Annotated in this window: 24 protein-coding genes; 22 read left to right on the top strand and 2 right to left on the bottom strand. The window is 36.3% G+C overall.

Annotation, left to right across the window (positions count from 1 at the left end; genetic code table 11):
- Window positions 1-9 precede the first annotated feature (9 nt).
- The 7 genes from BMW29_RS00800 (at window position 10) to BMW29_RS00830 (ending at window position 6,192) form a co-directional block, all read left to right on the top strand.
- Entirely contained in the window at window positions 10-738 is a 729-nt protein-coding gene (locus tag BMW29_RS00800; RefSeq protein ID WP_092649319.1) for a glucosamine-6-phosphate deaminase, read from the top strand.
- A gap of 236 nt (window positions 739-974) precedes the next feature.
- Entirely contained in the window at window positions 975-2,111 is a 1,137-nt protein-coding gene (locus tag BMW29_RS00805) for an ABC transporter substrate-binding protein (protein WP_092649320.1), read from the top strand.
- A 79-nt stretch (window positions 2,112-2,190) separates the two neighbouring features.
- On the top strand, window positions 2,191-3,069 hold the full coding sequence (locus BMW29_RS00810; protein ID WP_092649321.1) for a branched-chain amino acid ABC transporter permease: 879 nt from the start codon (window positions 2,191-2,193) through the stop codon (window positions 3,067-3,069).
- Window positions 3,070-3,079: 10 nt separating this feature from the next.
- Entirely contained in the window at window positions 3,080-4,054 is a 975-nt protein-coding gene (locus tag BMW29_RS00815) for a branched-chain amino acid ABC transporter permease (protein ID WP_092649322.1), read from the top strand.
- Entirely contained in the window at window positions 4,051-4,827 is a 777-nt protein-coding gene (locus tag BMW29_RS00820) for an ABC transporter ATP-binding protein (protein WP_092649323.1), read from the top strand. The genes BMW29_RS00815 and BMW29_RS00820 overlap by 4 nt, the downstream gene beginning before the upstream one ends.
- Before the next feature lie 3 nt (window positions 4,828-4,830).
- Window positions 4,831-5,535, top strand: a complete 705-nt coding sequence (locus BMW29_RS00825; RefSeq protein ID WP_092649324.1) for an ABC transporter ATP-binding protein — start codon at window positions 4,831-4,833, stop codon at window positions 5,533-5,535.
- Between the two features lie 3 nt (window positions 5,536-5,538).
- Window positions 5,539-6,192, top strand: a complete 654-nt coding sequence (locus BMW29_RS00830) for a CBS and ACT domain-containing protein (protein ID WP_092649325.1) — start codon at window positions 5,539-5,541, stop codon at window positions 6,190-6,192.
- A gap of 89 nt (window positions 6,193-6,281) precedes the next feature.
- Here BMW29_RS00830 and BMW29_RS00835 read toward each other — a convergent pair whose 3' ends face one another.
- Window positions 6,282-6,731, bottom strand: coding sequence for a hypothetical protein (locus tag BMW29_RS00835; protein ID WP_092649326.1), 450 nt, complete (start codon window positions 6,729-6,731; stop codon window positions 6,282-6,284).
- On the bottom strand, window positions 6,728-6,937 hold the full coding sequence (locus BMW29_RS00840) for a helix-turn-helix transcriptional regulator (protein ID WP_177165622.1): 210 nt from the start codon (window positions 6,935-6,937) through the stop codon (window positions 6,728-6,730). The genes BMW29_RS00835 and BMW29_RS00840 overlap by 4 nt, the downstream gene beginning before the upstream one ends.
- A 285-nt stretch (window positions 6,938-7,222) precedes the next feature.
- Between BMW29_RS00840 and glyA the strand changes: the two genes are divergently transcribed.
- From glyA to fabZ, 15 genes are all read left to right on the top strand, one after another.
- The gene (glyA, locus tag BMW29_RS00845; protein ID WP_092649327.1) at window positions 7,223-8,455 is read left to right on the top strand and encodes a serine hydroxymethyltransferase; all 1,233 of its coding nucleotides are present in this window, start codon (window positions 7,223-7,225) and stop codon (window positions 8,453-8,455) included.
- A gap of 99 nt (window positions 8,456-8,554) precedes the next feature.
- Window positions 8,555-9,184 carry a uracil phosphoribosyltransferase gene (upp, locus tag BMW29_RS00850; RefSeq protein WP_092649328.1) on the top strand — a complete coding sequence of 210 codons (630 nt, stop codon included), beginning with the start codon at window positions 8,555-8,557 and terminating at the stop codon, window positions 9,182-9,184.
- Between the two features lie 690 nt (window positions 9,185-9,874).
- Complete coding sequence (gene atpB / locus BMW29_RS00855; RefSeq protein WP_092649329.1) at window positions 9,875-10,585, top strand: F0F1 ATP synthase subunit A; 711 nt, start codon at window positions 9,875-9,877, stop codon at window positions 10,583-10,585.
- 54 nt (window positions 10,586-10,639) lie between these two features.
- Window positions 10,640-10,861, top strand: a complete 222-nt coding sequence (gene atpE, locus BMW29_RS00860; RefSeq protein ID WP_177165623.1) for a F0F1 ATP synthase subunit C — start codon at window positions 10,640-10,642, stop codon at window positions 10,859-10,861.
- Window positions 10,862-10,940: 79 nt separating this feature from the next.
- Window positions 10,941-11,459 carry a F0F1 ATP synthase subunit B gene (atpF, locus tag BMW29_RS00865; RefSeq protein ID WP_092649330.1) on the top strand — a complete coding sequence of 173 codons (519 nt, stop codon included), beginning with the start codon at window positions 10,941-10,943 and terminating at the stop codon, window positions 11,457-11,459.
- Window positions 11,446-11,988: an ATP synthase F1 subunit delta gene (gene atpH, locus BMW29_RS00870; protein WP_092649331.1), complete on the top strand. Its 543-nt coding sequence runs from the start codon at window positions 11,446-11,448 to the stop codon at window positions 11,986-11,988. The genes atpF and atpH overlap by 14 nt, the downstream gene beginning before the upstream one ends.
- A 27-nt stretch (window positions 11,989-12,015) precedes the next feature.
- Window positions 12,016-13,569 carry a F0F1 ATP synthase subunit alpha gene (gene atpA, locus BMW29_RS00875; protein WP_092649332.1) on the top strand — a complete coding sequence of 518 codons (1,554 nt, stop codon included), beginning with the start codon at window positions 12,016-12,018 and terminating at the stop codon, window positions 13,567-13,569.
- 39 nt (window positions 13,570-13,608) lie between these two features.
- Window positions 13,609-14,526, top strand: a complete 918-nt coding sequence (locus tag BMW29_RS00880) for a F0F1 ATP synthase subunit gamma (protein ID WP_092649333.1) — start codon at window positions 13,609-13,611, stop codon at window positions 14,524-14,526.
- Between the two features lie 19 nt (window positions 14,527-14,545).
- The gene (gene atpD, locus BMW29_RS00885; protein WP_092649334.1) at window positions 14,546-15,958 is read left to right on the top strand and encodes a F0F1 ATP synthase subunit beta; all 1,413 of its coding nucleotides are present in this window, start codon (window positions 14,546-14,548) and stop codon (window positions 15,956-15,958) included.
- A 101-nt stretch (window positions 15,959-16,059) separates the two neighbouring features.
- Entirely contained in the window at window positions 16,060-16,482 is a 423-nt protein-coding gene (locus tag BMW29_RS00890) for a F0F1 ATP synthase subunit epsilon (RefSeq protein WP_092649335.1), read from the top strand.
- A 189-nt stretch (window positions 16,483-16,671) separates the two neighbouring features.
- On the top strand, window positions 16,672-16,908 hold the full coding sequence (locus tag BMW29_RS00895) for a DUF1146 family protein (RefSeq protein ID WP_092649336.1): 237 nt from the start codon (window positions 16,672-16,674) through the stop codon (window positions 16,906-16,908).
- Between the two features lie 92 nt (window positions 16,909-17,000).
- A complete protein-coding gene (gene murA / locus BMW29_RS00900; protein ID WP_092649337.1) occupies window positions 17,001-18,305 on the top strand; it encodes a UDP-N-acetylglucosamine 1-carboxyvinyltransferase in 1,305 nt (434 codons plus the stop codon).
- A gap of 181 nt (window positions 18,306-18,486) precedes the next feature.
- Window positions 18,487-19,473: a rod shape-determining protein MreB gene (gene mreB / locus BMW29_RS00905; RefSeq protein ID WP_092649338.1), complete on the top strand. Its 987-nt coding sequence runs from the start codon at window positions 18,487-18,489 to the stop codon at window positions 19,471-19,473.
- A 29-nt stretch (window positions 19,474-19,502) separates the two neighbouring features.
- Entirely contained in the window at window positions 19,503-19,712 is a 210-nt protein-coding gene (locus BMW29_RS00910; protein ID WP_218139621.1) for a DNA-directed RNA polymerase subunit beta, read from the top strand.
- Between the two features lie 77 nt (window positions 19,713-19,789).
- Window positions 19,790-20,221, top strand: a complete 432-nt coding sequence (fabZ, locus tag BMW29_RS00915; protein WP_092649339.1) for a 3-hydroxyacyl-ACP dehydratase FabZ — start codon at window positions 19,790-19,792, stop codon at window positions 20,219-20,221.
- Window positions 20,222-20,264 lie beyond the last annotated feature (43 nt).

Consider the following 20,264-nt stretch of genomic DNA (forward strand, 5'->3'; position numbering starts at 1 on the left):
GGAAGAAAAATGAAAATTATTGTAGGCAAAGATGAAACAGAAATGGCAAATATTGCGGCACAGCATGTACTATCTTATATGTACACAGATAAAAGAATGAACTTATCAATTACAGGAGGGACTTCGCCACGTAAAATGTATGAAATTTTAGTACCTCAAGTAAAAGATAAACCTTATTTTTCAAACGTTCATTTTTACAATTTTGATGAAATCCCTTATCGCAAGGAAGATCGTGAAGGGGTAACGATTTCAGGTTTAAGAGAAGCTTTCTTCACACCAGCGAATATTCCAGAAGCAAATATTCATAAATTAGATCAATACAATTATCAAACACAAGATGAACGTTTAAAACAAGATGGTGGTTTGGATATGTTGATTTTAGGAATTGGTGCAGATGGACACTATTGTGGCAACCTGCCTGGCACCACTAAATTTGGTGATGGCACGTGTCGTGTTGAAAATGATCAACGCTTAAAAGATAGAATTTTACCAGAGTTTGACAATGTTGTTGAAGATGTACCAGAATATTACGTGACAATGGGGCCAAGAAGCGTAATGGCTGCTAAAAATTTGGTATTGATTGCAACAGGAACAAAAAAAGCAGCTATTATTCATCGTATTTTAACAGGGGAAGTAGATGAAAATGTCCCTGCAACATTGATTACTTTACATCCTAACTTAACCATTATTTTAGATGAAGATGCTGCAGCTGAAATTCGTAAACACCACGTGATTTAAAAATAGTTGTGTCTACTATCAATAAACCAACCATTTTAACTGGTTGGTTTATTTTTGTTGGATAAAATATCAGTAAGCGATTTCCCTATAAATAAATAAATAAAGAGAAGCTATGGTTTGATTTTTCGTAAAATAAAATTAATTTAAAAAGTTGTAGACAGAATATTCAGAATATTCTATAATAAGAACTTATAAACAAGAAAATAGCAGGTTTGTTTAAATAAGGAGGCAACAAGATGAAAAAGTTAGTGGTAACGATGATGGCAGCAACACTGCTCTTAGCAGGTTGTTCAGGTGGAAAATCAAAAGATAGTGCAGAAACGATTAAAATTGGGGTCAATCTGGAACAATCAGGACCAGTTTCCAGCTATGGCAATGCAGAATTAGAAGGTGTTCAGTTAGCTGTTGAAGAAATTAATGAAAAAGGTGGCGTGCTGGGTAAAAAATTAGAACTAGTTGAATTAGATAACAAATCAGATACAACAGAAGTAGCCAGTGTTGCAACAAAATTAGCTTCAAAAGAAAAAGTTTCAGCGATTATTGGACCTGCAACCTCAGGAAATGTGAAGGCTGCAATACCAGCAACTAATCAAGCAAAAGTGCCGTTAATTGCACCATCTGGAACGGATGATTCGGTGACAATGGATAACAATGATAAAGTACAACCTTATGTATTTAGAGTTTGTTTCCAAGATTCTTTCCAAGGAGAGATTATGGCAGCCTATGCTGAGAACGATTTAGGTGCTAAAAAAGCGGCTATTTTATCAGATAGCTCAAGTGATTATGCCAAAGGACTTACAGCAGCCTTCAAAGATAGCTTTACAGGTGACATTGTGTCTGAAGAAAACTACCAAAGCAAAGACACAGATTTCAGTGCGGTATTAACCAAAATGAAGTCAAAAGGCATGGATGTCCTCTTTATCCCAGGCTATTATGAAGAAGCAGGGCTAATCGTGAAACAGGCCCGTGAAGCTGGCATTGAAGTACCCATTTTAGGTGCGGATGGTTTTGATTCTCCTGAATTAGTGAAATTAGCAGGTAAATCAGCCTTAAACAAAGTTTACTTCCCAGCACATTTTTCTTCACTTAGTGAAGAAAAACAGGTTCAAGACTTCTTAACCAATTATAAAAAGAAATTTGATAAAGAGCCAAATGCATTTAGTGCGTTAGCTTATGATTCAGTTTATTTATTAGTAGATGCAATCGAACGTGCTGATAGTGCAGATTCTGAAAAAATTACAGAAGCCCTTGAAGCAACAGAAGATTATCAAGGATTAACAGGAAAAATGACCATTGATAAAGATCATAACGCAGTGAAAACAGCAACTATCGTTGAATTAAAAGAGGGTGAACAAACAGTTGTAGCTGAATAAAAATCAGGAAGCAAAACAAGAGTGGGGTTTCTTGCCCCGCTTTTTTGCTTCAATAGATAGAAATAGAAGAGGTGACAATATGGATCAATTTTTACAACAAGTTGTGAATGGTCTTTCATTAGGCAGTATTTATGCGTTACTAGCATTAGGCTATACCATGGTTTATGGCATTATAAAATTAATTAACTTCGCACATGGCGAAATTTATATGGTAGGAGCTTATGTTGGCTACACAGCGATTCAAAATTGGGGGTTGGGCTTAATCCCTGCTTTATTTATCGCCATGACATTTTGTGCAGTACTAGGTGTTTTGATTGAGCGTGTGGCTTATCGTCCTTTAAGAAATGCCACTAGAATTGCGGCTTTAATTACGGCGATTGGTGTTTCATTTCTCTTACAATATGTCATGATTTTATTTATGGGACCAGATGTCCGCACCTTTCCAGAAACAGTACCAGCGAAGATTTTTAAATTTGGTGGGGTACAAGTGAATGAACAGCAAATTTATATTTTTGTGATTAGTATTATTTTAATGTTTTTACTACAATTTATTGTGAAGAAAACTAAAATGGGAAAAGCTATGCGAGCGGTTAGTGTCGATTCTGATGCGGCAAAATTGATGGGGATTAATGTTGATACAACCATTTCCTTTACTTTTGCATTAGGATCAGCCTTAGCAGGAGCTGCAGGTGTTTTAGTAGGTGTTTACTATAATTCAATTAATCCACTAATGGGTGCAGCACCAGGACTAAAAGCCTTTGTAGCAGCAGTGTTTGGTGGAATCGGTTTGATTCCTGGTGCAATGCTGGGTGGTTTGTCTATTGGTGTGACTGAAATTATGGTCAGTGGGTATGCAAGTTCCCTCATTAAAGACGCGGTTGTGTACGCGATTTTAATTCTTGTCTTGTTGATTAAGCCTTCAGGTTTATTAGGTAAAAACAAGAAAGAGAAAGTGTAGGTGCGTAGAGATGAAACAATTAAATAAATACAATGCAGGCTGGTTGGCTCTATCTGTGATCATCTACTTTGTTGTCCAAATGCTGATTCAAGCAGATGTGATTGATTATTACTATCAAATTACTTTAATGAATATTTGTATGGATATTATTTTAGCTTTAGGACTCAATTTAATTATTGGTTTTACTGGTCAGTTTTCTTTAGGGCACGCAGGATTTATGTCGATTGGGGCTTATTGCTGTGCCATTATGATGCTTAAAATGCCAGATCTGACAGGCTTTCTTTTAGGACTTTTATTAGGTGTTATTGTAGCAAGTCTTGTTGCTTTAATTGTTGCCATTCCAACATTACGCCTAAAAGGGGATTATTTAGCCATTGCCACATTAGGAATTTCTGAAATCATTCGGATTGCGATTTTAAATATGGGCGATTTAACCAATGGCGCTGCTGGCTTAAGTGGGATGCCAATTTTAAATAATTGGACACTCAGCTTCTTTGGGATTATGCTTAGCCTCATTATCATTGTTAACTATATTAAAAGCAGTCCAGGACGTGCAACAATTGCGATTAGAGAAGATGAAATTGCAGCGGAGTCAATGGGAATCAATACCACAAAATATAAAACCATTGCTTTTGTGATTGGCGCTTTTACTGCCAGTATTGCAGGTTCCTTATATGCTTCTTCCTTTAGCATGATTAAGCCTGATAACTTTGGTTTTATGAAATCAGTTGATATTTTGATTATTGTGGTTTTTGGTGGACTAGGCAGTGTTACAGGAACGATTATCGCAGCGATTAGTTTAGGGATATTAAACATGCTTTTACAGCCTTTTGGTCAATTGCGAATGATAATTTATGCCATTGCATTGATTGCGATTATGGTCTTTAAACCAGGTGGCTTATTGCAGCATAAGGAGCTCTCAATGAAAAAGCTTTTTGGACGATTGAGCAAGAAAAATACGCCAAAGAAGGAGGCGTCTAAATGAGTTTATTACAGGTAGAAAAATTAACCAAAAATTTTGGTGGGCTAGCAGCTGTTTCAATGGTAGATTTTAAGCTAGAATCCAATGAATTAGTTGGGCTAATCGGACCGAATGGTGCAGGGAAAACGACACTCTTTAATTTATTAACAGGGGTTTATGTGCCAACAAGTGGCGAAATTGTAATGGAGATTGATGGAAAAAAAGAAAGGCTCAATGGTGTGAAGCCATATGTGATTACTAAAAAAGGCTTGGCGCGGACTTTCCAAAATATTCGGTTATTTAAGGAGCTGACAGTGCTAGACAATGTGTTAATTGCGATGCATCAGAATAGCAAAGCAGGGGTTTTAGCCAGTATTTTTAGATTGCCAAAATACTATCGTTCAGAAGAGGGAATGCGTCAAGAAGCACTTTCTTTATTAAGTATTTTTGATTTAGACAACAAACAGCAGGAGCTAGCTAAAAATTTACCTTATGGTGATCAACGTTGCTTAGAGATTGTCCGAGCATTAGCAACCAAACCTAAAATTTTATTTTTGGATGAGCCTGCTGCTGGGATGAATCCTCAGGAAACGGCTGATTTGACCAAGCAAATTCGTAAAATTCAGCAAGATTTTAAGATTACCGTTGTGTTGATTGAACATGATATGTCTTTAGTGATGGATATTTGTGAACGCATCTATGTTTTAGAGTATGGCAGAATGATTGCTCATGGGACACCTGGAGAAATCAAACAAAATCCTAAAGTGATTAAAGCTTATTTAGGCGGGGAGGAATAATTGATGTTAAAAGTTGAAAATTTAAATGTCCATTATGGTGTCATCCAAGCCTTACATGATGTTTCCTTTGAAGTTGGTGAAGGAGAAATTGTAAGCTTAATTGGTGCGAATGGTGCTGGTAAATCAACTGTTTTAAAGGTGCTCTCAGGCTTGCATCGTTTAACCAGTGGTAAAATTTTATTTCATGACCAGGAAATACAAAAAAGCGCAACAAAGAAAATTGTGGAAAGTGGGATTTCTTTAGTGCCAGAAGGTCGCCATGTTTTTGCTGGCTTAACCGTTCTAGAAAATTTAGAAATGGGTGCTTATTTAAGGAAAGATAAAGGCAATTTAAAGAAGGATATGGACCATGTTTATGAGCGTTTTCCTGTTTTAGCGGAGCGGAAAAATCAAGATGCAGCAACACTTTCAGGTGGCGAACAACAAATGCTAGCAATGGGTCGCGCTTTAATGTCCAAACCGAAATTATTGTTATTAGATGAGCCTTCAATGGGACTTGCCCCGATTTTTATTAAAGAAATATTTGCTATTATTCAAGAAATCCAAAAGCAAGGGACAACGGTTTTATTAATTGAACAAAATGCGAAGTTGGCATTATCTATTGCGAATCGAGGCTATGTATTAGAAACCGGAAAAGTGGTACTTTCTGGTACTGGTGAGATGTTATTAAACAGCGATGAAGTAAAAAAAGCATACTTAGGAGGTTAAGGGATGTACGTCAAATATTATATGACAACGGATATGATTACAATTACTGAGGACACCAAAATCTTAGAGGCGCTTGACTTGATGAGAGAAAATGATTTGCATCGGTTGCCTGTCATGAAAGGAAATCGCTTAGTTGGTTTGCTGACAGAGGGCATTATTCAAGAAAATTCTCCTTCAAAAGCAACCAGTTTAAGTATCCATGAAATGAACTATTTATTAACTAAAACAAGTGTTGGTGAAGTGATGATTAGAAAAGTCATGACAATTGGACCGGATGCTTTGTTGGAGGAAGCTGCAGTTTTAATGCGTCAACACAATATTAAATGCTTACCAGTTTTGAAGGATGAACAGTTAGTTGGGATTATCAGCCAAAATGATTTATTCGATGCCTTTATTCAGGTGATGGGTTATTATGAAAAAGGTTGTCGTGTGGTGGTTGAGATAGTGGAAGACCAGCCAGGCATTTTAGAGCAGATGACATTGATTTTTAGTGAGCAGAAATTGAATATCAATCAAATTGCCGTTTATCGGATGAAGGATACGATCAATGTCGTGATGCAAATTGCCAGTACTGATGATCAAAAAATTAAAGCCATTTTAATGGAAAAAGGCTATCGTGTGTTGACTTGTACAAAGAAAATTCAGAGTTCAACTTAGGTGATTGAAAAATAGACACTTTCAAAAGCGAAGAGTTTCGCTGATGAAGGTGTCTACTTTATATCATGTTTAAAGGTAAGTTTCTACGATTATATTTTCTCTAAAGTAATTTCAGTGACAATGACGATAGGTGCTATGGTTACTAAGATGATTCTACTAACGAGTGAAATTGATAACGCATTGATATGATTCATTTTTAGGAGAATTAGAGCAAATGGAAGTAATAAAACGATCACAGATACAATGCAAAAATAAACTTTATATCTTAAAAGCTTGATTCTTTCATCATTTTTATGTTTTTTTTGCTCTTTTTCTAATGCCCTTTTTCTTGTTTTTAACACTAAAATACTACCAATAAGCATACCGAGTAAAGCGGGAAGTATGTTTATTTCTTTAAAAAATTGAATCAAATCAAAATTGCTTGATTCTAGATTAGAATTGCTTAATGAGTAGACTAACAATACCCAGATATATGGAATAAAAAACCCCATAAAGCGCTTAAATATGTACATTTTATTGATAGGTTTATTTTTTATCATTGATGTTCCTCCTTCACTAAATAAAATAGTTCTTTCATTTCAACATTAAAATATTCAATCATCAATAAAGCCAGTTCTAAACTAGGATTATATTTTCCGGTTTCAATGGCATTAATCGTTTGTCTTGAAACGCCTAATTCTTCACCTAACTTTTGTTGTGAAATATGTAGTTGTTTTCTAATGTTTCTAACATTGTTATGAATCATACTTTTCACCTATTTTCTGTAAAGCTAGCTTTACATATGATGATAGCATCCTTATGATTTTATGTCAAGTGAGCTTGACATAAAATAGATAAATACCTAAAAGGATGGCGCAGATACATGGTTTACAGTATACTAAAAGGAAGAGAAATTAGACAATCAAGTAGATGTCGAGAAATAGGCACTTTACTTGTCAAAATCTAGTGCTTTCAATTATGATAAGAGAGATGTATGCATCGTGATTATTGAGAGTTATTAAGTAAAAATTGGAGATGGAGATGAAGCCAAATGGACTATAAAGCTTATGATCCCCAAGTGTGGGAAGCAATTGAAAATGAAACTGAGAGACAAGAGAAAAATATTGAGTTAATCGCTTCAGAAAACTTTGTATCGGAAGCTGTCAGAGAAGCACAAGGCAGTATTCTAACGAATAAATATGCAGAAGGCTACCCTGGAAAACGTTATTATGGTGGCTGTGAATTTGTTGATGTGATTGAAAATCTAGCGATTGATCGTGCAAAAGAATTATTTGGCGCAGAATATGCCAATGTGCAACCGCATTCAGGTTCTCAAGCCAACATGGCTGTTTATCAAGCACTTTTAGAAGATGGCGATGTGGTTTTGGGAATGAACTTAACAGATGGCGGGCATTTAACGCATGGCTCTGCTGTGAACTTTAGTGGGAAAACCTATCATTTTATTGAATATGGTGTGGATTCAATTTCAGAAAAAATTGATTATAAAAACTTACGTTTAAAAGCGTTGAAAGAAAAGCCAAAAATGATTATTGCTGGGGCAAGTGCATATTCACGTACCATTGATTTTGCGGCTTTTAGAGAGATTGCAGATGAAGTCGGTGCCTATTTTGTGGTGGATATGGCACATATTGCAGGTTTGGTTGCAACAGGTCTACATCCAAATCCAGTTCCTTATGCAGATGTTGTGACTTCAACAACTCACAAAACTTTGCGTGGCCCACGTGGCGGTTTAATTTTAGCTAAAGAACAATATGGCAAAGCAATCAATAGTGCGATTTTCCCAGGGATTCAAGGGGGACCATTAGAGCATGTCATTGCAGGGAAAGCGATTGCGCTGAAAGAAGCAATGGACCCAAGCTTTAAAACGTATATGGAGCAAGTGATTAAAAATGCGCAAGCGATGGTTCAAGTATTTAAAGAGAAAAACATTAAAGTCATTAGTGGTGGGACAGATAACCATTTATTCTTAGTTGATGTGACAGATTTCCATTTAACAGGAAAAGAAGCAGAAGCGATTTTAGATCATGCAGGGATTACAGTGAATAAAAATACGATTCCTTTTGAAAAATTAAGTCCATTTAAAACTAGTGGTATCCGGATTGGAACACCAGCGATGACGACAAGAGGCTTTAAAGAAGCAGAAGCAACAAAAATTGCAGCATGGATTGTCCAAGCACTAGCCTCTGGTGGCGAAGGCGAAACTATTGAAATGATTCGTACACAAGTCTATGAATTAACCAAACAATTTCCACTCTATCAATAAATTGAAAAAAATTCCTTTTTTTTCTAGCCAAGAAGCTACTTTTCATATACAATGTTAAATAGTGTATTGAGACCAATTTATGAATGGGAGAGTTGCCAAATGGGAAAATTTGAAGTTATGGATCATCCATTGATTCAACACAAATTAACAATGATTAGAGACAAAAATTGCGGAACGAAAGTATTTAGAGAAGTTGTCAATGAAATTGCAACACTGATGGCTTATGATGTATCTCGCGATATGCCTTTAGAAGATGTAGAGATTGAAACACCAATGGGCAAAACAATTCAAAAACAAATCTCAGGTAAAAAAGTAGCGATTGTACCAATTTTAAGAGCTGGTTTAGGAATGGTTGATGGGATGCTAGAACTCATTCCTGCTGCTAAAGTAGGACATGTTGGTTTATATCGTGACCATGATACACTAGAGCCTGTTGAATATTTTGTGAAAATGCCTGCGGATATTAATGAACGTCAATTACTAGTTGTAGATCCAATGTTAGCGACTGGTGGTTCAGCAATCATGGCGATTGATGCGATTAAAAAACGTGGTGCTAAAAATATTAAATTTGTCTGCTTAGTAGCAGCTCCTGAAGGTGTGAAAGCACTTCAAGAGGCACATCCTGATGTAGATATTTATGTTGCTTCACTTGATGAAAAATTAAATGAAGAAGGTTACATCGTTCCTGGTTTAGGGGATGCTGGTGACCGCTTGTTTGGTACTAAATAGTAAAAATAATAGAAGTGATAGAGAGGTCAATTGACTTTTCTATCACTTTTTTTGTTGAAATGAATGCTTTTTTAACTAAAAGGCTCCTTTTCAACAAATTGTTATTCTAGTATAATATCTGGCCGCTGAAAGAAGCGGTTAAATAAAAGAATAGTTAAATGAATCATTGCAACCAACAGCTCATTTAAAAAGGAACAACTAAAAGGGTTCTTTTGCAAAAATGCTTCAATTGAATTCTTGTTAAAAATAGTGAGCCATCTGAACCATTTTTAAAGAGAAAATGAAAGTAAACTAAATTTTTTCTAATGTAAAAAAAATATCTAAAAAAAGCGCCGATTTTAGCCCTTTAAAGTTAAAAAATAGGGGGATAAATACTAAGCTAATAGGCTTTTTCTGAAAAACAGAATTGTTTTTCAAAAATCTTTGTATTTTAGTTTGAATGGTGGTATGATAACGAATGTTATGAGAACATACACAACATTCTTTCCTATTTAAAATAAAAATTATTTTTTAGTCCATTTTAGCAAGGGTTATTAAGTGAGATTTGTTCAATGTTTATGCTAGAATGGAGGCATAGAAGGTAACACTAATTGTTCCCTCAAGCCAATTTTAGTCATAGCTAAAAAATGGAAATTGTGTCACTGTTTTCGAAAGTAAAGAATCTTTTGATATAGAAAAGAGGTGAATCTTGTGGAAAGTGAAAACCCCATTATTCAGTTGTTTGGTATCAACTTTAATGTGACCAATATGATTACAATTGTCGCTGCATGTGCAATTGTTTTTATCATTGCCGTTGTTTGTACCAGGAATTTGCAAATGAAGCCAAAAGGAAAGCAAAACTTCATCGAATTTATTGTTGATTTTGTTAAAGGGATTATTTCCAGTTCTATGGACTGGCATGAAGGCGCTAGGTTTCATATGTTAGCAACAACACTGTTACTTTTTGTGTTTGTTTCTAATATAATGGGCTTGCCATTGTCTTTAATGATAGGTGGACAACAATATTGGAGGAGTCCAACAGCTGATCCAATGGTAACATTATCAATGGCGTTTATGGTCATTTTGTTAACGCACTATTATGGTGTGAAACTTCATGGTTTGAAAGGCTATTTTGTAAACAGTTATTTAAAACCAGTACCATTTATGCTACCAATTAAAGTGTTGGAGGAATTCACAAATACCATTACATTATCCTTGCGTTTATATGGAAATATCTTCGCAGGTGAAATGTTAGCAGGCTTAATTGCATCATTTGCAGTAAGCAATGCCGTTTTCCCAATTATTGGGATACCGCTGGAAATCATATGGCAAGGATTCTCCATTTTCATCGGAGCCATTCAAGCATATGTATTTACAACATTAACGATGGTGTATATGTCTCACAAAGTTGAAGTCGAGTAAAACAAGATTCGCAAGAAAAAAACAAGATAATGATTATCTAGGGGGAAATTTAACATGGAAAATATTCAATATTTAGCAGCAGCAATTACAGCATTTGGAGCAGCGATAGCAGCATCACTTGCCAATGGGAAAGTTATTTCAAAAACAATCGAGTCAGTAGCACGTCAACCAGAATTACAAAGTCGCTTACAAACAATTATGTTTATTGGGGTAGGTTTAATTGAAGCTGTTCCAATTATGGCGATTGTTATTGCATTTATCTTAATGAATAAATAATTCGTTCAGTCCAATAAAAAGGCAGTTTTGCTGCCTTTTTAAATAAGATTTGACCGATTGGCTGAAGGGAGTGTAAAGGATGTTTGGACATTTAGTAATGGGTGCAGCAACAACATTGGGAGACATGATTGTAACCAGTGTCTCTTTCTTGATTCTATTAGTATTGTTACGTATTTTTGCATGGAAGCCTTTAATGAACGTCATGAAGCAACGTGAAGATCACATCTCAAGTGAAATCGATAGCGCTGAAAACGCAAGAGCGGAAGCCAATCGTTTGGTTGCTGAGCAACGAAAACAAATAGATGCAACTCGTGATGAAGCTGCAACGATTCTAACAAACGCAAAGGATGCAAGTCAAAGAGAGCATACAACGCTTATTCAAGCAGCTCATGAGGAAGTTGAAAGAATGAAACGCGATGCAAAACGAAGTATTGAATCGCAAAGACAAGAAGCAATGGATGAAGTCAAAGAGCAAGTGAGTACGTTATCACTGCAAATTGCTTCGAAATTAATTGAAAAAAATCTATCAACCGAGGACCACAACGCTTTAGTAGACGAATTTATTGAAGGGCTAGGGGATCAAGATGAAGTTAGATAAGTATACAGTAGCAGTCCGCTATGCAAAAGCTTACTTCTTACTAGCTGAAAAAAAAGGTTGTTTAGAACAAGCTTTTGACAATATGATGGATTTGCGTCAAATATTTCAAAATAACCCAGGATTAGGACCTATTTTGACAGATGCAAGGTTAACCCTTCAAGAGAAGAGACCCATGGTGGCGACGTTAACTGAGTACTTACCAGAACTCATGCAAAACTTTGTTCAAATGGTATTTGACTATGGTCGAATGGAAGATATGGAACTAATCATTGATGAGTTTGAGAAATTATATGATTTAGAAAAAGGAACGATTTTGGCAACTGCTAAAACAGCTGTTCCATTAACCGAAGAACAAATGACAAAGCTTTCTGATGCATTTGCTAAAAAAATGAAGGCAACAAAAGTCATGTTAACCAATATTGTCGATCCTAGTTTATTAGGTGGCGTTATTGTTGAAGCAGGAGATCTTGTTTTTGATGGGAGCATTAAAACAAATTTAGAAAAATTAGAAAAACAAATGAATAATTGAGCGAAACAAGCAAAGAGGTGAATACGTATGGGCATTAAAGCTGAAGAAATCAGTGCTCTGATCAAAGAACAGGTAGAGAATTACCGTAATCAGTTAATTGTCAGTGAAGTAGGTACAGTAACGTATATCGGGGACGGAATTGCTCGTGCGCATGGTTTAGAAAATGCAATGTCTGGAGAATTAGTAGAATTTTCTAATGGCGTATACGGAATGGCACAAAATTTGGAATCAAATGATGTTGGGATTATTATCTTAGGCCCTTATGAAGAAATTCGTGAAGGGGATAAAGTGAAGAGAACCGGACGCATCATGGAAGTTCCTGTAGGAGAAGCGATGATTGGTCGTGTGGTCAATTCCCTTGGACAGCCAGTTGATGGAAATGGTCCAATCGCTACAACCAAAACAAGACCAGTTGAAGCAATGGCACCAGGTGTCATGGAGCGTAAATCTGTCAGTGAACCCTTACAAACAGGGTTAAAAGCGATTGATGCTTTAGTTCCAATTGGCCGTGGTCAACGTGAATTAATTATCGGTGACCGTAAAACAGGTAAAACCACCATTGCGATTGACACGATTATCAATCAAAAAGATCAAGATATGATTTGTATTTATGTGGCAATTGGACAAAAGGAATCCACTGTCCGTTCACAAGTTGAAACACTTCGTAAGTATGGTGCAATGGATTATACCATTGTTGTCACTGCAAGTGCCTCACAACCAGCACCCATGTTATATATTGCGCCATATGCTGGTGCTGCAATGGGTGAAGAATTTATGTATAATGGCAAACATGTTTTGATTGTCTTTGATGATTTATCAAAACAAGCAGCTGCTTATCGTGAAATTTCTTTACTACTTCGTCGTCCTCCAGGTCGCGAAGCCTATCCAGGAGATGTTTTCTATCTACATTCACGTTTATTAGAACGTGCTGCAAAATTGAATGATGAATTAGGTGGCGGTTCAATGACTGCTTTACCATTTGTTGAAACACAAGCAGGAGATATTTCTGCTTACATTCCAACAAACGTGATTTCAATTACTGATGGACAAATTTTCTTAGAAAATGACTTGTTCTATTCTGGGATTCGTCCAGCTGTAGCTGCAGGTTTATCTGTATCTCGTGTTGGGGGATCAGCTCAAATTAAAGCAATGAAAAAGGTTGCGGGAACATTGCGTCTTGATTTAGCAAGCTTCCGTGAACTAGAAGCATTTGCTCAATTTGGTTCGGATTTAGATGAAGCGACACAAGCAAAATTAAATCGCGGTCGTCGAACTGTTGAAATTTTAAAACAAGGCTTACATGAACCGTTAGCTGTAGAAAAACAAGTTGTGATTCTTTATGCACTAACACATGGTTTCTTAGATTCAATTCCAGAAGAAGATATTTTACGCTTTGAAAAAGAATTGTTTGCTCAAATTGATCATCAACATGAAGAAATTTTCACAACCATTAGAGAAACAAAAGACTTGCCAGAAACAGAAGTTCTTGATCAAGTTATTGAAGAATTCAAAGGGATGTTTACACCAAGTGTCGGCATGCGTTCAAATATGACAACTGCTACTGGCGGAGAAAACAAATAATTTAGATAAGATTCTGGTAAATAAGGGTGGTGAATATCAATGGCTGGTTCGTTAATTGATATTAAAAGAAGAATCGCATCAACAAGTAAAACAAGCCAAATTACAAATGCTATGCAAATGGTTGCTGGTGCTAAATTAGGTAGAGCGGAATCCGTTTCTAAAAACTTTGCGATTTATGCCTCTAAAGTGAGAGAAATTGTCACTCATATTATGGCAAGTCAACAATTAGAGCAATCACAAGAGGATTCAGCACAAAAAGCGGTAGCTGGTGAAATTGATTTTCATTCATTACTAGTGGAGCGTCCAATTAAAAAAAGAGGTTATATTGTGATTACCGCAGATAAAGGCTTGGCAGGTAGCTATAATAGCTCAGTGATTAAATCAGTCATTGATTTGCTAGTTGATGGTCATGAATCATCAGATGAATATGTCTTTATGGCTGTAGGTAGTGCAGGCGCAGATTTCTTTAAAGCACGTGGGATGAATATGGCTTATGAATTAAGAGGGATTTCTGATCAACCAAACTTTGAAGAGGTCAGAGATATCGCTACTACAGCAACACAAATGTATGAAAATGAAGTGTTTGATGAATTATATGTTTGCTATAATCACCATATTAATTCTCTTTCACATGAGTTTCGTGCAACCAAAATGCTGCCTTTGAGTGACCTCGATATCAGTGAAGCAACAACATATGAGGACGAGTATATCTTTGAACCATCACAAGATGCAATCTTAGATACCTTACTTCCTCAATATGCTGGAAGTTTAATTTATGGTGCAATTTTAGATGCTAAAGCAGCAGAATTAGCTTCTAGAATGAGCGCAATGAAGAGTGCAACTGACAACGCTAAATCGATTATTGAAGATTTGACTATTGAATATAACCGTGCACGTCAAGCTGCTATTACCCAGGAAATAACTGAAATTGTCGGTGGCGCATCAGCGTTAGAATAATGACGGGAGGAATAAAAGCATGAGTGTTGGGAAAATAGTACAAGTAGTTGGACCCGTCGTGGATGTAGAGTTTCCACTGGAAGGTTCTTTACCTGATATTAACAATGCATTAGTAGTAGAAACAAATAAAGAAAATGGCAAAAAAGCCGTATTAGAAGTAGCTCTTGAACTGGGAGATGGGATTATTCGTACCATTGCAATGTCATCAACAGATGGTTTGCAAAGAGGCATGAATGTGGTTGATACAGAAAAACCAATTTCTGTCCCAGTTGGAGATGTGACTTTAGGTCGTGTCTTTAATGTGCTAGGAGAAGAAATCGATTTAGATGAGCCGCTACCAGCGGATACGCGTCGTGATGGCATTCACCGTTTGGCACCAGTATTTGCTGATCTTTCAACAAATACTGAAATCTTAGAAACAGGGATTAAAGTCATTGACTTATTAGCCCCTTATTTAAAAGGTGGTAAAATTGGTTTATTCGGTGGTGCTGGGGTTGGTAAAACCGTTTTAATCCAAGAATTGATTCATAATATTGCACAAGAGCATGGTGGGATTTCAGTCTTTACAGGTGTTGGCGAACGAACACGTGAAGGAAATGACCTTTATTATGAAATGAAAGAATCAGGCGTTATTGAAAAAACAGCTATGGTCTTTGGACAAATGAATGAACCACCTGGTGCACGTATGCGTGTGGCCTTAACTGGTTTAACCATTGCCGAATACTTCCGTGATGAAGCTGGACAAGATGTGCTATTATTTATTGATAACATCTTCCGCTTTACTCAAGCAGGTTCTGAAGTATCAGCATTACTTGGCCGTATGCCATCAGCCGTTGGTTATCAACCAACTTTAGCGACAGAAATGGGGCAATTACAAGAACGTATTACATCAACAACAAAAGGCTCAATCACTTCAATTCAAGCGATTTATGTGCCTGCTGATGACTATACTGACCCGGCTCCTGCAACAGCCTTTGCCCATTTAGATGCAACAACGAACTTGGAGCGTAAGCTAACAGAAATGGGGATTTACCCAGCTGTAGATCCACTTGCTTCATCATCAAGTGCTTTAGCACCAGAAATTGTTGGGGATGAGCACTATAAAACAGCAATGGAAGTTCAACAAACTTTACAACGTTATCGTGAATTACAAGATATTATTGCCATCTTGGGGATGGATGAGCTATCAGATGATGAAAAAATCTTGGTAGCAAGAGCGCGTCGTATTCAATTCTTCCTTTCACAAAACTTCAATGTAGCAGAACAATTTACCGGACAACCGGGTTCATATGTACCTGTAGAAGAAACCGTTAGAGGATTTAAAGAAATTTTAGATGGTAAATATGATCATTTACCAGAAGACGCTTTCCGTTCAGTTGGACGTATTGAAGATGTCGTTGAAAAAGCAAAACAAATGGGATATGGTGCATAAGTTAAAAACAATTCTCTTTTAGATGTCTCTGAAGTAGATGGAGAACACTGTCATTTTCAGATACATCTTAATCTAAATGAAAAAAGAAAGGTGGATAACCAATGTCTTTTATGCAAGTTAATATTGTGACACCTGATGGGATTGTATTTAGCCACCGTGCTGAAATGATTGTTGCTAAAACACTTGATGGAGAAATCGGTATTCTTCCAAAACATGCACCGATTATTGTTCCTTTAAAAATTGATGAAGTTCGAGTGGAAAGGGTTGGTCCTGAAAACTGGAATAACGCAATTGCGGTCAACGGTGGTGTCATGGAAGTTCGAGATAATGTTTGTAATATTATTGCGGATAGTGCGGAAAGAGCACGAGATATTGATTTGAGTCGTGCTGAAAAAGCCAAACTTAGAGCAGAAAAACGCATTGAATCTGCGAAACAAGTTGCAGACAGTGATGAGCTGCGAAGAGCAACAGTTGCTTTACACAAAGCAATCAATCGTATCAGTGTTTCAGGTCACCGAAGATAAGAAACCCATTCATTATGATGGAAAAAGAGAGATCACAAATAGCTCATGTGATCTCTCTTTTTTGTATGGCTGTAAACGAACCGAATTGCTAAGCATATTTTTCCTTTCCTACCGAACATTTTTACTTTATCTATCATTACAAATATGTTACACTATACTTTGCTTTAAGAAAAAGAAAAGAGGAAGAAAATGGCGCAATTTGGATGGAATGCACTCTTACAAATCGTTTCACATTTTTTCTTTATTATGGTCAGCTTTTGGGCGCTACAAGCTTTAAGAATTGAACATCTTATAAAGAAAGATCAAGTAACACGAGCAAGATTACTTTATATTTTGTTGGCTGTTGCAATTGGCTTGAATGTAAGTAACTTCTTTTTGGATATTGTGGTGCAAACTAAAAATATTCCATTTATCTTTTCAACCTAATGAATAAAAAAATTAACTTAAATCATACAACAAAGGCTTCTTATCGGATTGAGTAATGATTATGGAAGCAAACAATCTTCGGAGGGATAATCATGGAAAAAATAATTGTTCGTGGTGGGAAAAGCCTGAAAGGAACAGTTAAAGTTGAGGGCGCTAAAAATGCCGTTTTACCTATTTTAGCAGCTGCTATTTTAGCAAGTGAAGGAAAAAGTCAATTAACAAATGTACCAACATTATCAGATGTCTATACAATTAATGAAGTCTTACAACATTTAAATCTAGCTGTCCAGTTTGATACAGCAAAAAATGAAGTTACATTAGACGCAACAAAGGAATTAGAATATGAAGCACCATTTGAATACGTAAGTAAAATGCGTGCCTCAATTGTTGTTATGGGACCATTATTAGCGCGTTTAGGTCATGCAAAAGTGGCTTTACCAGGTGGCTGTGCAATTGGCACACGTCCGATTGATTTGCATTTAAAAGGCTTTGAAGCAATGGGTGCTAAGGTCATGATTGAAAATGGTTATATTGAAGCCTTCGCTGAAAAACTAGTTGGCGCAAGAATCTATCTTGATTTCCCAAGCGTAGGTGCGACACAAAATATTATGATGGCTGCGACCCTTGCTGAGGGAACAACCATTATTGAAAATGTAGCGCGTGAACCTGAAATTGTTGATTTAGCAAACTATTTGAATAAAATGGGCGCAAATGTGAAAGGTGCAGGTACTGAAAGTATCCGTATTGAAGGGGTAACCGCTTTACATGGTACTGCACACTCAATTATTCCAGACCGTATTGAAGCGGGCACCTTTATGGTTGCTGCTGCAATGACACAAGGAAATGTTCTAGTTGAAGATGCTTTGACTGAGCACTTATTACCCCTTATTTCTAAATTAAAGGAAATGGGTGTAGAAATTGTTGAAGAAAAAAATGGGATTCGTGTGATTGGACCTGAGAAATTAATAGCCACAGATGTTAAAACAATGCCACATCCAGGTTTCCCAACGGATATGCAGGCGCAAATGACTGCTATTCAATTAATGGCTCAAGGAACAAGCATGATGACTGAAACTGTGTTTGAAAATCGTTTCATGCATATGGAAGAATTAAGAAGAATGAATGCTAATTTTAAAGTAGAGGGACAATCTTTAATTATTGAAGGTCCTACTTCATTAAAAGGAGCAGAGGTAGCAGCAACAGATTTACGTGCAGCTGCAGCGCTCATTCTATCTGGCCTTTGCGCAGCTGGTTATACAACCGTTACACATTTAGAATATTTAGATAGAGGCTATTTTGAATTCCATAAAAAATTACAGCAATTAGGTGCTGATATTGAACGAGTAGATAGTATGGTGATTGAAGAAAAAGGTAGTCTTGATAAAATATTTGCTTAAAACACAAAATAAGAAAAGAGGAAAATCTTCCTTTTTTCTTATTTTGTTTTATTTTTTAGTAAAAATTTAATAGAAATAGTTATTTCAGATTTTTTCGAACTATGGTATAATTTTAAATTAGATGGTTCTGCTTTGACAGAACTAAAAGAGACTGTAACGATATTGGGAGGAGAACAAGGTAATGGCGAAAGATATTGGGGTAGATTTAGGCACAGCTAATGTGTTGATACATGTAAAAGGAAAAGGAATCGTATTGAATGAACCATCTGTTGTTGCAATTGATACGACGACTGGACGCGTACTAGCCGTTGGTTCTGAAGCATATAGAATGGTAGGACGTACTTCAGGAAATATTCGTGTGATTCGTCCATTAAAAGATGGTGTGATTGCAGATTTTGATATTACAGAAGCAATGCTCTCTCATTTTATTGACAGTTTAAATGTAAAAGGATTTTTATCTAAGCCAAGTATCCTCATTTGTTGTCCAACAAATATTACTTCTATTGAACAAAAAGCTATTCGCCAAGCAGCTGAAAAAAGTGGTGGAAAAAATGTGTTCTTAGAAGAGGAACCAAAAGTTGCTGCAATTGGAGCAGGTATGGATATTTTCCAACCAAGTGGAAATATGGTCATTGATATTGGCGGCGGAACAACTGATATTGCCGTGTTATCAATGGGAGATATTGTAACGAGCCGTTCTTTAAAATTAGCTGGAGATAAATTAGATACTGAACTGATTAACTATGTTAAAACAAACTATAAATTATTAATTGGTGAACGGACTGCTGAAACCATTAAAATGGAAATTGGTACTGTCTTCCCAGGAAATCAAAGTGAAACAATTGAAGTTCGTGGCCGCGACTTAGTGAGTGGTCTTCCTAGAACCATTACTATTTCCTCTGAAGAAGTAGAAAGTGCTTTACATGAATCAATGGCATTAATTGTCCAACAAGCAAAAGATGTGTTAGAACAAACACCTCCAGAATTAGCTGCGGATATTATTGACCGAGGCATTATTCTAACTGGTGGTGGCGCATTACTAAATGGGATTGATCAGTTACTTTCTGAACAATTAAAAGTACCTGTATTTGTTTCAGATCAGCCATTAGATGCTGTTGCGTTAGGAACAGGGATTTTATTAGAGAATATGAATAAAAGACGTCGCTAAGTTAGGAACTCTTTTGAGGTGAACAAATAATGAGTGAAGTAGAACAACAAGGAAAAAAAATAAAAATTGCTTTAATTCCTGTACCATTAAAAATTTTGGCTTTTATTGTAAGTTTTATTTTGTTAGTCATTGCTGGTTTGATGATTGGCTATGGTGTTCTTGGAGATGGAAAAGCAACTGAAGTTTTCAATTCCAGTACATGGTCTCATATTATGGAATATTTTCAGAGTGGAAAATAGCTTTTGCTATTTCCGCTCTTTTTTTTATCTGATAAATATGATAAACTATTAGCACTAGATGCTAAAAGAGGTGCGAAATGGAATTAAATATAGACGAAATTAAAAAAATATTACCCCATCGTTATCCATTTTTATTGGTGGATAAACTATTATCAGTAACAGAGGGACAAACAGCAATTGGTCTCAAAAATGTCAGTGCAAATGAACCCTTTTTTGAAGGACACTTTCCTGATTACCCAGTGATGCCAGGTGTTTTAATCATTGAAGCCTTAGCGCAGACAGCAGGTCTTTGCTTATTTGCTGGTGGCAATCCAGAAAATAAACTAGGTATGTTTGCTGGTATTGATCGTGCAAGATTTAAACGAGAAGTACGTCCTGGAGATGTTTTACAACTAGAAGTGAACATTACAAGATATCGTGGCAGTATTGCAAAAGCGACTGGCACAGCAACTGTTGCTGGAGAGCTTGCCTGTGAAGTAGACATGATGTTTGCAGTTGTTACTAAATAAGTGAGAAAAGAAGACAAATTTGTCTTCTTTTTTTAATGCCTTT

It is taken from the genome of Isobaculum melis (assembly GCF_900111355.1).
Lineage (GTDB): Bacteria > Bacillota > Bacilli > Lactobacillales > Carnobacteriaceae > Isobaculum > Isobaculum melis.